The organism is [Mycobacterium] fortunisiensis (assembly GCF_019050325.1).
Taxonomy (GTDB): domain Bacteria; phylum Actinomycetota; class Actinomycetes; order Mycobacteriales; family Mycobacteriaceae; genus Mycobacterium; species Mycobacterium fortunisiensis.
In genome coordinates, this window is the sequence record NZ_VOMB01000027.1 from 301155 (window position 1) to 312501 (window position 11347).

Sequence of the window (11347 nt, forward strand, 5' to 3'; positions counted from 1 at the left end):
TAAGTAGATGTTGAGCATGCGCTCGATGTCACCGGCCGGGCGGGCTGGGGGGTACGAGCCGAAGAGCGGCGGCAACTACCCTGCGGCCACGGCTGCGGCTTCTCAGCGGATTTGCCGCAGCGACATTTCGTTCATCCAATCGATTCATTCGGCGTTCACCTCGCGTCCACCTGGCGACATATACCTCTGTCACAGAGGTATTGTGCGGGGCATGGAAACGCGACGCGATCTCGTCGGCGACCTCTTCGGCGTCGTGGGCCGATTCCGCAGGCAGCTGCGGCGATCGACCGGCGGCGGTTTCGATGCCGCCGGATTGACCCAGTCCCAGGGCGAATTACTCCGCCTCGTCGGGCGCAGACCCGGCATCTCGGTGCGAGAGTCGGCGGGCGAGCTCAACTTGGCGCCCAACACCGCGTCGACCTTGGTGTCCCGCCTGGTCGCAGACGGACTGCTGATCAGAACCCCGGATAACACCGATCGCCGGGTGGCCCAGCTGCGGCTCACCCCACCCGCACAAGCCATCGCCGACGAATCACGAGCGGCCCGCCGGGCCGCCCTGGAGGCTGTTCTGACACAGCTCGACGACGCTCAGATCAACGACCTGGCACGCGGTTTGGCCGTCATGACCGAACTGACCCGGCTGCTGCACGAGAGGGAAGCATGACCACCCCGGCCCCGGCCATCGACTGCAGCCACCTGACCCACCGGTACGGCTCGTTCACCGCGGTCGACGATCTCACCCTGCAGGTACACCGCGGTGAAACCCTGGGCCTGCTCGGCCCCAACGGCGCGGGCAAGACCACGGCGGTGCGGGTGCTGACCACCCTGACGCCCGTGCAGCAGGGCGAGGTGCGGATCTTCGGCCTCGACACCCGGCGGAACACCATGGACATCCGGTACAACATCGGCTATGTGCCACAACAACTCTCGATCGAAGCCGCCCTGACCGGCCGGCAGAACGTCGAGTTGTTCGCACGGTTGTACGACGTGCCACGCACCGAACGCACCGAACGGGTGGACCAGGCCCTGGCCGCCATGCAGCTGTCCGATGTGGCCGAGGCGGTGGCCGGAACCTACTCCGGCGGCATGGTGCGCCGCCTGGAGTTGGCCCAGGCTCTGGTCAACCGGCCGCAGCTGCTGATCCTCGACGAGCCGACGGTCGGGCTGGATCCCATCGCCCGCGACAGCGTCTGGACCCAAGTCGACCGGATGCAGGCCGAGTTCGGCATGACCGTCCTGCTCACCACGCACTACATGGGTGAGGCCGACGCACTGTGCGACCGCGTCGCACTCATGCACCACGGCCGGCTCCAGGCCGTCGGCACGCCGGCCGAACTGAAGGCCACCGTCGCCGAACATGCCACCCTGGAGGACGTTTTCCGGCACTACGCCGGCTCCGACCTGACCGAGACCGGCACGCAGTCCGGCGGCATGCGCGAGGTGCGCTCGACCCGAAGGACGGCGCGTCGTGTCAGCTGAGACTCTGGTCCTGGCCCCGCGCGGGATCCGCCGGGCGCGTGCCATGGCGATGCGGATGGCCGCATTCGCCCTCGTCGAGCTGCAGAAGCTGCGTCACGACCGCACCGAGTTGTTCACCCGGATGGTCCAGCCGGCGCTGTGGTTGCTGATCTTCGGTCAGACCTTCAGCCGACTGCATCTGGTGGATACCGGCGGCGTGGAGTACCTGACCTTTCTGGCACCGGGCATCATCGCCCAATCTGCGCTGTTCATCTCGATCTTCTACGGCATCCAGATCATCTGGGACCGGGATGCGGGCATCCTGGCCAAGCTCATGGTGACACCCGCACCCGCCTCGGCACTCGTGACGGGCAAGGCGTTCGCCGCGGGGGTGCGCTCGGTGGTGCAGGTGCTCGGGGTGGTGCTGCTGGCTTATCTGATGGGCATCGCGATGACGGTCAACCCGCTGCGCATCCTGGCCGCCATGGCAGTGGTGGCGCTGGGTGCGGCGTTCTTCGCGTGTCTGTCGATGACACTGGCCGGGTTGGTGCGCAAGCGGGACCGGTTGATGGGCATCGGCCAGGCAATCACCATGCCGTTGTTCTTCGCGTCCAACGCGCTCTACCCCGTCGACATCATGCCGACCTGGCTGCGCTGGCTGTCGACCGTCAATCCGCTCAGCTATGAGGTCAACGCGTTGCGCGGACTGCTGATCGGTACCCCGACGAACTGGGTACTCGACATCAGCGTGCTGATCGCGGCCGCGGTGCTGGGCATCGTGGTGGCCTCGGCACTGCTACGGAGGCTGGTCCGTTAAGGCCAACCAACCGGATGGTTTAGGGTGCTGTCAGATCCACCGAGAGGGAGACGGTCATGCAACTGGCGCTCACACCGGAGGAAGCAGCTTTCCGCGATGAGCTGCGCACCTTCTACACCACCAAGATTCCGGCCGAGCTTCGGGAACGAAACCGGCTGGGACTGCCGCTGGGCAAAGAGGGCATCGTCACCGCGCACAAAATCCTGCACGAGCACGGTCTGGCGGTACCCAACTGGCCCGTCGAATGGGGCGGCAAGGATTGGACGCCGAACCAGCATCAGATCTGGCTCGACGAGATGCAGTTGGCCAGCGTCCCCGAACCGTTGACCTTCAACGCCAGAATGGTCGGCCCGGTGATCGCCGAGTTCGGCTCGCAGGAGGTCAAGGAACGCTTCCTGCCGCCCACCGCGGCGCTGGATATCTGGTGGTGCCAGGGCTTCTCCGAGCCCGAGGCCGGTTCTGACCTGGCCTCGCTGCGTACCACCGCGGTGCGCGACGGGGACAGCTACATCGTCAACGGCCAGAAGACCTGGACCACCCTGGGCCAGTACGCCGACTGGATCTTCTGCCTGGTCCGCACCGACCCCCAGGCGCCCAAGAAGCAGGCCGGTATCTCGTTCCTGCTGATGGACATGAACACCCCGGGCATCACGCTGCGCCCGATCAAGCTGATCGACGGCAGCTTCGAGGTCAACGAGGTGTTCTTCGAGGATGTCCGGGTGCCGGCCGATCAACTGGTGGGCGAAGAGAACCACGGGTGGACGTACGCGAAGTTCCTGCTCGGCAACGAGCGGACCGGCATCGCCCAGGTGGCCCGCACCAAGGTCCGCCTCGCCGACGTGAAGGCCAGAGCGAAGGCCAACGGTCTGCTGTCCGATCCGCTGTTCGCCGCCCGGCTGGCCGAGGCCGAAAATGACGTGCTGGCTTTGGAACTCACCCAGATGCGGGTGACGTCGGATTCCGCCGACGGCAAGCCGAGCCCGGCCTCCTCGGTGCTCAAGCTGCGCGGCAGCCAGCTGCAGCAGACCGCCACCGAGCTGCTGGTGGAGGTGGCCGGCGCCGATTCGCTGCCCTACGAGGCCGGCGACATCGCCTCACCGGATTGGGCCCAGCACGCCGCCCCGCACTACCTCAACTACCGCAAGACCTCCATCTACGGCGGCAGCAACGAGGTACAACGCACCATCATCGCCTCCACCATTCTCGGATTGTGAGTTGAGCCATGGACTTTCAGCTGACCGAAGAACAGACCCTGCTGGCCGACACCACCCGTGACCTGCTGTCGGGCTACGACACCGAGAAGCGCAACAAGGTGGTGGACGCCGAGCCCGGATTCGACCGCCAGGTGTGGGGACAGCTGGCCGAGGTCGGGATCCTCGGACTCGGATTCGACGAGGATTCCGGTGGCCAGATCGAAATCATGGCGGTGCTGGGCGAAATCGGACGCCGGTTGGCGCCCGAGCCCGTGCTGCACGGCGCGCTGGGACCCGGCGCGATCATCGCCGAGGTCGGCACCGACGCCCAGCGCGCACTGCTCGAGGAGGTCGCTGCCGGCCAGAAGATCCTGGCCTTCGCCCACGCCGAGCCGGGCGTGCGCGGCACCGCCGGTGTGACGACCGCCGCGACGCGCAACGGCGACGGGTGGACGCTGAGCGGCACCAAGAACCCGGTGCTGGCCGGTGACGTCGCCGACACGCTCGTCGTCAGTGCAGCACTTCCCGACGGCGGCACCGGACTGTTCCTGGTCGACGCCGCGAACGTCAGCCGCCAGGGCTACCGGACCTTCGACGGCCAGCGCGGGGCCCAGATCACGCTGGAGGCCACGCCCGCCGAGCCGCTCGGTGAGCCTGCCGACGCCAGCGGGGCGATCGCCAACGCACTGGTGCGGATCTCGGCCGGCCTGTGCGCCGAGGCGGTCGGCGTGATGGACGAGTCGCTGCGGCTGACCACCGATTACCTCAAGTCCCGCAAGCAGTTCGGGGTCACGCTGAGCAAGTTCCAGACGCTGACCCAGCGGGCCGCCGACATGTACATGTCGCTTGAGTTGGCCCGCAGCATGGGCACCTATGCGGCGATGTCGATCGCCGACGGCGACCTGGATCCGGTGATCGCGGCCCGGGCCAAGCTCCAGATCGGCCGCTCGGGGCGGCACATCTCGCAGGAGTCGATCCAGCTGCACGGCGGCATCGGCGTCACCGCCGAATACCCCGTCGGCCATTACGCGGCCCGGCTTACCGCCATCGAGCACACGTTGGGCTCCTCGGCAGATCAGCTACGGACGCTGGTCGGCCAGCTCGACAGCTACGAGATCGCCACGCTGTGACAGCAGCCGCTGCGGCCGGGGCCCGTTCGGTATCGCCGTGGCGATGAGGGCGGCCCCGACCGCGGCGGCGGCGGCGATCAGCAGGGCGACGCGGAACCCGGCCGGCGACGGCAGCGTCTGGCCGGCGAAGACCACCGTCATCTGGGCCAGCACCGCGGTCATCACCGCGCTGGAGGTCGAGGTGCCCAGGGAGCGGGCCAGTGAGTTGATGCTGTTGGCGGACGCGGTTTCCGACACCGGCACTGCGGCGTTGATCAGGGCGGGCAGCGAAGCGAACGCGAACCCGACGCCGAAGCTGACGATCAGGCCCAGCACCAGCACCCCGACCGGGGTGTCGAGGAGCACGATCCCCGCGAAGTAGCCGGCGGCGATGATCGCGCTTCCGATCACCAGCACGACTTTTGGTCCGCGCGCGGCGATCACGCGCGCCGCAACCGGCGCTGCCGCCATCATCGCCAGACCGCCCGGGGCCATCCACAGCCCGGTGGCGACCATGCTCTGCCCCAGCCCGAAGCCGGTTTCGCGAGGCATCTCCAGCAGCTGCGGGCCGACGAGCGACATCGCGAACATGCCGAAACCCACGGCGATCGAGGCGAGATTGGTCAGCAGCACCGGACGCTTCAACGTGGTGCGCATGTCCACGATCGGTGCGGGCACCCGGTACTGCCACCAGGTGAAGACGGCGAATGTGACGATGGCTGCGGCGAACAGGCTCAGCGTGGTGGCGCTGCCCCAGCCCCACATCCCGCCTTTCGAGATGGGCAGCAACAACATCACCAGGCCGATCCCGAGTAGGACCGCGCCGAGCGGGTCGAAGCGGTGATCAGCAGAGACCGGCTCCAGATCGGGCACCAGCAGCACGAACAGGATGCCCGAGGCCAGGCCGAGCCCGGCCGCACACCAGAACAGCGCATGCCAGTTGAACTGCTCGGCGATCACCGCCGACAGCGGCAGGCCCAGCGCACCGCCCACGCCCAGCGATGCGCTCATCAGCCCCATCGCCGAGGCCACCCGCTCCGGCGGCAGTGCGGCGCGCAGCACGCTGATGCCCAGCGGGATGACCGGGACGCCGAAACCCTGTAGACCGCGGCCGATGATCATCGGGATCAGCGAGGTGGTCATCGCGGCGACCAGCGATCCGACGAACAGCAGCCCGGCGCACAGCACGAGGATCCATTTGGGGCCGTACATGTCGCCGAGTCGGCCCAGCATGGGCGTGGACACCGCGCCGGTCAGCAGCGTCACCGTGATCGCCCACGAGGCGTTCGCCCCACTGGTGTTCAGCAGGGCGGGCAGTTGCGGGATCAACGGGATGATCAGGGTTTGCATGAGTGAGACGCTGACGCCCGCCGCCGCGAGAACGGCGATCAGCAGCCCACCGGCCGCCGAACGGCGCGCAGGCTGTTTAGGCATGCTAAGGAAGATAAGCGATCGACGTGACCGAACACAATCAGGAGAGCAGGCGGGCCACCGACCCCAACGGGACGGGCAACCAGCTGGGCCGGTACCGCGCCTCATAGGCCGCCTCGTACACCGCTTTGTCCAGCTCGTAGGCCGCCAGCAAGCTCGCGTGCTCGCGCGGGTCGGTACCGGCCACCGCGGCGTAGCCGTCGCAGAATGCCGCGCTGTTGCGGTCGGCCCATTCCCGGGCCCGGGCCGCGAGTTGGCGGGCCCGGTCGTCGTCGGTGGACAGGTCCACCAGGCGGGCGTACGCCGCATAGTCGAAGGATCGAAGCATCCCCGCGACGTCGCGCAGCGGGGAATCCGGGCTGCGCCGCTGCGGCAGCGGCTGGCCGGGCTCGCCCTCGAAGTCGATCAGCAACCAGCGCTCCGGCGTGCGCAGCACCTGACCGAGGTGCAGATCCCCGTGGATGCGCTGGACCGTCACCTGCTCGTCGGCCAGCTTGCGGTAGCGGTCCTCGATCAATGAAACATGTTGGCGCAGTTGCGGTACCGTCTCCGCCGCGGTGGCCAGCCGGGCGGACACCAACTCGGCCGGAAAGGTCGCCGGCTCCGTGCCGAGCTGTTCGGCCAGGCAGGCGTGCACCGAGGCCACCGCCTCTCCGAGGCGGTAGGACTCGGCGGCGAAGTCACCGCCCACCTCATCGGCGTACAGGTCGCCTTCGGCGAACAGATCGCGGGTGCTGGCGGTGGCCATGTCCCAGCCCTCGGCCGAGTTGGCGGCGAATTCGGTCACCATCCCCAACGCGAACGGCTCACCGCCCCAGTCGATGTCGACCGATCCCAGCAGCCTGGCCACGTGCGGGTTGCCGGCCCTGGCCAGCACCCGGTTGAGCTCGACGTCGGGGTTCACCCCCGGGGTGACCCGGCGAAACACCTTGAGAACGGCATCCTGGCCGAACACCACGCTGGTGTTGCTCTGTTCGGCCGAGGACACCCGGGGTGGCGCATCGAGCGGCAGCGCCGCCCCCGGCTCCTTCCTACAGCGCAGTTCGCCCACCGTGGCCGACCGGTCGATCATCTCCAGCAGGTACCGCGCGGCGTCCTGGTCGTACAACGCGTCGTAGGCGGTGCGTCCGCCGTCGTCACCGATCCTGGCCAGCAAGCTGTATTCGTCGATCGGGTCGGCGTCCCACTTCACCAGCACCTGGTAGCGCTCGGTGGTCCCGTCGGCATAGGACACCCCCAGCAGTGTCAGGTCGAGGTCCCCGTTGAGCGCGAGCACCAGAGTCGGTGTGACCGAGACCAACTCACGCCCGCGGCCGGCATACCAGCGCTGCTGTGTCAGCCACTCACCGAATTCGATGCTCATTGCTGTGCTCCCGGATCATGCTCGGGCTCGCGGAGCTCGAACCAATAGAAACCGTGCCCCGGCAGGGTCAGCAGGTACGGCAGCTGACCGATGCTGGGAAACTCGACGTAACCGGACATCTCGATGGGCGTATACCCGCTCCACTCCTGCAGGTTCAGCTCGATCGGCTGCGGGAACCGCGACAGGTTGTTCACGCACAGGATGGGGCCCCGGTCGGCACCGGCGTCCCCGTCGAGCTGGCGCACGAAGGCCAGCACCGACGGGTTGGAGCCGCCGAGCTCGCGGAACGCGCCCACCGCGAACGCCTCGTGCCGCCCCCGCACCGCGAGCATGCTGCGGGTCCAGTTCAGCAGCGACGTCGAACTGTCCCGCTGCGCTTCGACATTCACCGACTGGTAGCCGTACACCGCATCCTGGTTGGGCGGCAGGTAGAGCCGGCCCGGGTTCGCCGTGGAGAACCCGGTGTTGCGGTCCGGCGTCCACTGCATCGGGGTGCGCACACTGTCGCGGTCGCCGAGCCAGATGATGTCGCCCATGCCGATCTCGTCGCCGTAGTACAGCATCGGGGATCCGGGCAGGGACAGCAGCAGCGCGGTGAACAGCTCGATCTGGTTGCGGTCGTTCTCCAGCAGCGGGGCCAGCCGGCGCCGGATGCCGACGTTGGCCTTCATCCGCGGATCCTTGGCGTACTCGGCGTACATGTAGTCACGCTCGTCGTCGGTGACCATCTCCAGCGTCAGCTCGTCGTGGTTACGCAGGAAGATCGCCCAGTGCGCCATGTCCGGGATTGCCGGTGTCTGGGCCAGGATTTCCGAGATCGGGAACCGTGACTCCCGCCGCACCGCCATGAAAATCCGTGGCATCAACGGGAAATGGAACGCCATGTGGCATTCGTCGCCGCCGGTGCTCGGATCCCCGAAGTACTCCACCACATCGGCCGGCCACTGGTTGGCCTCGGCCAGCAGCACCCGGCCGGGGAACTCGTCGTCGACCACCTTGCGGCAGCGTTTGAGGAAGGCGTGCGTTTCGGGCAGGTTCTCGCAATTGGTGCCCTCGCGCTCGAACAGGTACGGCACCGCGTCGAGCCGGAAACCGTCGATCCCGAGGTCCAGCCAAAACCGCAGCACGTCGATCATCGCTTCCTGCACGGCCGGGTTGTCATAGTTCAGGTCCGGCTGGTGCGCGAAGAACCGGTGCCAATAGAACTGGCGGCGCACCGGGTCGAAGGTCCAGTTCGATTCCTCGGTGTCGACGAAGATGATGCGCGCGTCGGGGTAGCGGTCGCTGGTGTCGCTCCAGACGTAGAAGTCGCCGTACGGGCCGTCGGGGTGGTGTCGCGACTCCTGGAACCACGCATGGGAGTCGGAGGTGTGGTTCATCACCAGGTCGGTGATGACCCGGATGCCACGGCGGTGCGCACCGTCGAGCAGCGTCACGAAATCCTCCACCGTGCCGAACTCGGGCAGCACCTTGTAGAAGTCCCGGATGTCGTAGCCACCGTCACGCAGCGGCGAATCGTAGAACGGCGGCAACCAGAGGCAGTCCACCCCCAGCCACTTGAGGTAGTCGAGTTGTTGGGTCAGGCCCCGCAGGTCGCCCACGCCGTCGGCGTTGGAGTCGTAGAACGCCCGGACCAGCACCTCGTAGAACACCGCCCGTTTGAACCAGTCCCGGTCCGCCGGCAGCGTCCTGGCATGGCTGAAATCCTCGGCGGTCGGATGATCGACCACCGGGTGACCGTCTGCAGGGGGGTCGTGAGCGGCGTTGTCCATCAGCCTCCCAACGTACCCACTTCCACCGGCGGCGACACCTGGTGCGCATCGTGCCATCCCGAATTGATCCTGCAGCAACGTGTTTCGCCATACCCGAGGTGTTTGCGGAAAAACTAACGGTTGAATAAGAGACCGCGAAGGGTTACGTTTTTCCCGCATTTGATCTCTTCGCCGGCCCCGGGCCGGCGATCACGAACACTCGATGAGGGATGGCCTGTGGGTGAGTCCGCACCAAATGACGGTGAAGCACCAGTAATCGTTGGACTGTCCGATGCCGCGATGCACATGTACATCGCCGCCATCGACGCACTACCGCCCGTCGGCGACCCGGAGTTCGCGGATCGCGCCGGGGTGGTCCTCAGCGGTCTGCGCAAGCTGCAGGCCTCGCTGTCGGAAGCCGCCGGCCGTAGTCGCGTCACCCCGTCGGTCATCGTCGCGCTGTCCGGTGTGCGGCACCGCTACGACGAACTGATGACGGTCGCGTCCGAAGGTCCGGGCGCCACGCTGGGTCAGCGGCTCTACGTCGCGCGCGGCAACGCGAAGCTGTCCACCGAGGAAGCCGCCAACGGCGTCGGGCTGCGTAAGGACCTCATCGAGGCGGTCGAGGCCGAAGAGCCCGCGACCGAGTCCGAGACCGCCCAGATCAAGGACCTCATCGCGGCACTCGGCGGCTGAGCCGCCAAGGCAGACCCGGCGGCTGAGCCGCCAAGATAGGCACGGCGGCTGGCCGCCAAGGCAGACCGGCGGCTGACACACGGACGGTAGGGTTCGCCACGTGACACGAGACCATGGCGACCCGGGTGATGCCCCCTCGGCTCCTCCCCCACTGACGGAGGTGGCCCAGGGGGCACGTCCGTCTGCGGCCGAGGAAGCGCGCACCGTCGCCGCGTCGACGAACGCGGGCACCCTGGCCACACTCAGCGCCGACGGCGATCCGTGGGCGTCCTTCGTCACCTACGGCCTGCTGGCCGGTGCCCCGGTGCTGTGCGTGTCGAACCTGGCCGAGCACGGCCGCAATCTCCTCGCCGACCCGCGGGCCAGCATCTCGATCGTGGCACCCGATTCCGGGTCGGATCCGTTGGCCAGCAGCCGCATCACACTGGCCGGGGTAGCCGAACGGCCCACCGGCGACGAACTGGCCGCGGCGCGGGCGGCCCATCTGGATGCGGTGGCAGCGGCCCGCTATTACGTCGACTTCAGCGACTTCTCCCTCTGGGTGCTGCGGGTGCAGCGGGTCCGCTGGGTCGGTGGGTACGGCCGAATGGACTCGACCAGCGGCGAGGCCTACACCGCCGCCGAGCCGGATCCGGTGGCGCCGCACGCCGCGGGCGCGGTCGAGCACCTCAACTCCGGGCATGCCGATTCGCTGGCCGAGATGGCCCGCACCCTCGGCGGCTACCCCGACGCCGACGTGGCCGTGTGTACCGGCGCCGACCGCTACGGCCTCGATCTGCGGGTCACCAGCGAGCGGGGAACCGCCTACACCCGGGTCGGCTATGCCGCGCCCCTGACGTCATACGGCGAGTTGCGGGCGGCCACAGTCGAGTTGGCCCGGCGCGCCCGGCAGGCCTGAGTCCAGGCAACTCGTCTCCCGCCCCGTGCAATACGATCGCGGGTATGCCTGAGCGCCCGGATACCTGGCAAGCCGCCTTCGACCTGATCCGCACCCGCGGCTACGAACATCGTGAAGAGCCGTTCCGGTTGGCCAGCGGACAGCTCAGCCACGACTACATCGACGGCAAGTACGCCATCGACACCGGCGAGCGGATGGCGATCGTCAGCCGCGCGGTCGCCGATTTGGCCGCCGCCCGCGGCATCGAGTTCGACGCGGTCGGCGGGCTCACCATGGGCGCCGACCCGCTGGCCCACGGGGTGGCGATGGTGACCGGCAAGGCCTGGTTCTCGGTGCGCAAGGAGCAGAAGTCACGCGGGCGCGAGCAGTGGATCGAAGGGACCAGGCTGGAGCCGGGCACCCGGGTGCTGCTGGTCGACGACGTGATCAGCACCGGCGGTTCTACCGAGATCGCCTATGAGCGGGTCACCTCCGTGGGCGCCGTTGTCACCGGCGTCATCCCGATGGTCGACCGCGGCGACGTCGCCACCGGACGGTTCGCCGCGCGCGGGGTACCGTTCGCGGCCCTGGTCACCTATCGCGACCTGGGAATCGAACCGGTCAAAGATGTTTAGGGCCGACGTCTGAGCCT

General features: G+C 67.9%; 11 protein-coding genes. 8 read left to right on the forward strand and 3 right to left on the reverse strand.

The window, feature by feature from the left end:
* Window positions 1-211: 211 nt before the first annotated feature.
* The 5 genes from FR943_RS25760 to FR943_RS25780 are packed head-to-tail and all read left to right on the forward strand — an operon-like array spanning window position 212 to window position 4598.
* Complete coding sequence (locus FR943_RS25760; protein WP_217161151.1) at window positions 212-664, forward strand: MarR family winged helix-turn-helix transcriptional regulator; 453 nt, start codon at window positions 212-214, stop codon at window positions 662-664.
* Window positions 661-1479, forward strand: a complete 819-nt coding sequence (locus FR943_RS25765) for an ATP-binding cassette domain-containing protein (protein ID WP_217161152.1) — start codon at window positions 661-663, stop codon at window positions 1477-1479. Before FR943_RS25760 ends, FR943_RS25765 begins: the two co-directional genes overlap by 4 nt.
* Window positions 1480-1522: 43 nt before the next feature.
* The gene (locus tag FR943_RS25770; RefSeq protein ID WP_246585281.1) at window positions 1523-2275 is read left to right on the forward strand and encodes an ABC transporter permease; all 753 of its coding nucleotides are present in this window, start codon (window positions 1523-1525) and stop codon (window positions 2273-2275) included.
* A gap of 56 nt (window positions 2276-2331) precedes the next feature.
* Complete coding sequence (locus FR943_RS25775; RefSeq protein WP_217161154.1) at window positions 2332-3489, forward strand: acyl-CoA dehydrogenase family protein; 1158 nt, start codon at window positions 2332-2334, stop codon at window positions 3487-3489.
* Window positions 3490-3497: 8 nt separating this feature from the next.
* A complete protein-coding gene (locus tag FR943_RS25780; protein ID WP_217161155.1) occupies window positions 3498-4598 on the forward strand; it encodes an acyl-CoA dehydrogenase family protein in 1101 nt (366 codons plus the stop codon).
* Here the strand turns inward: FR943_RS25780 and FR943_RS25785 are convergent.
* Genes FR943_RS25785 through treS form a run of 3 tightly spaced genes read right to left on the reverse strand, consistent with a single transcriptional unit; the run spans window position 4548 to window position 9143 of the window.
* Window positions 4548-6011 (reverse strand): MFS transporter, encoded by a 1464-nt coding sequence (locus FR943_RS25785; protein ID WP_217161156.1) that lies wholly within the window; start codon window positions 6009-6011, stop codon window positions 4548-4550. The two genes, FR943_RS25780 and FR943_RS25785, sit on opposite strands and share 51 nt — an antisense overlap.
* Window positions 6012-6048: 37 nt before the next feature.
* Window positions 6049-7371, reverse strand: coding sequence for a maltokinase N-terminal cap-like domain-containing protein (locus FR943_RS25790; RefSeq protein WP_217161157.1), 1323 nt, complete (start codon window positions 7369-7371; stop codon window positions 6049-6051).
* Complete coding sequence (treS, locus tag FR943_RS25795) at window positions 7368-9143, reverse strand: maltose alpha-D-glucosyltransferase (protein WP_217161158.1); 1776 nt, start codon at window positions 9141-9143, stop codon at window positions 7368-7370. Before treS ends, FR943_RS25790 begins: the two co-directional genes overlap by 4 nt.
* A 285-nt stretch (window positions 9144-9428) precedes the next feature.
* On the opposite strand from treS, the gene FR943_RS25800 reads away from it, so the two are divergent.
* The 3 genes from FR943_RS25800 to FR943_RS25810 all read left to right on the forward strand — a co-directional run bounded on the left by FR943_RS25800 (window position 9429) and on the right by FR943_RS25810 (window position 11330).
* A complete protein-coding gene (locus tag FR943_RS25800; RefSeq protein WP_217161228.1) occupies window positions 9429-9818 on the forward strand; it encodes a hypothetical protein in 390 nt (129 codons plus the stop codon).
* 100 nt (window positions 9819-9918) lie between these two features.
* The gene (locus tag FR943_RS25805) at window positions 9919-10716 is read left to right on the forward strand and encodes a HugZ family pyridoxamine 5'-phosphate oxidase (protein ID WP_308170654.1); all 798 of its coding nucleotides are present in this window, start codon (window positions 9919-9921) and stop codon (window positions 10714-10716) included.
* 44 nt (window positions 10717-10760) lie between these two features.
* Window positions 10761-11330: an orotate phosphoribosyltransferase gene (locus tag FR943_RS25810; RefSeq protein WP_217161159.1), complete on the forward strand. Its 570-nt coding sequence runs from the start codon at window positions 10761-10763 to the stop codon at window positions 11328-11330.
* Window positions 11331-11347: the final 17 nt, after the last annotated feature.

Excerpts from the sequence above, each read along its gene's own strand:
- FR943_RS25760 (WP_217161151.1), top strand. The coding sequence starts at position 212 with ATGGAAACGCGACGCGATCTCGTCGGCGACCTCTTCGGCGTCGTGGGC.
- FR943_RS25765 (WP_217161152.1), top strand. The coding sequence starts at position 661 with ATGACCACCCCGGCCCCGGCCATCGACTGCAGCCACCTGACCCACCGG.
- FR943_RS25770 (WP_246585281.1), top strand. The coding sequence starts at position 1,523 with ATGGCGATGCGGATGGCCGCATTCGCCCTCGTCGAGCTGCAGAAGCTG.
- FR943_RS25775 (WP_217161154.1), top strand. The coding sequence starts at position 2,332 with ATGCAACTGGCGCTCACACCGGAGGAAGCAGCTTTCCGCGATGAGCTG.
- FR943_RS25780 (WP_217161155.1), top strand. The coding sequence starts at position 3,498 with ATGGACTTTCAGCTGACCGAAGAACAGACCCTGCTGGCCGACACCACC.
- FR943_RS25785 (WP_217161156.1), bottom strand. The coding sequence starts at position 6,011 with ATGCCTAAACAGCCTGCGCGCCGTTCGGCGGCCGGTGGGCTGCTGATC.
- FR943_RS25790 (WP_217161157.1), bottom strand. The coding sequence starts at position 7,371 with ATGAGCATCGAATTCGGTGAGTGGCTGACACAGCAGCGCTGGTATGCC.
- treS (WP_217161158.1), bottom strand. The coding sequence starts at position 9,143 with ATGGACAACGCCGCTCACGACCCCCCTGCAGACGGTCACCCGGTGGTC.
- FR943_RS25800 (WP_217161228.1), top strand. The coding sequence starts at position 9,429 with ATGTACATCGCCGCCATCGACGCACTACCGCCCGTCGGCGACCCGGAG.
- FR943_RS25810 (WP_217161159.1), top strand. The coding sequence starts at position 10,761 with ATGCCTGAGCGCCCGGATACCTGGCAAGCCGCCTTCGACCTGATCCGC.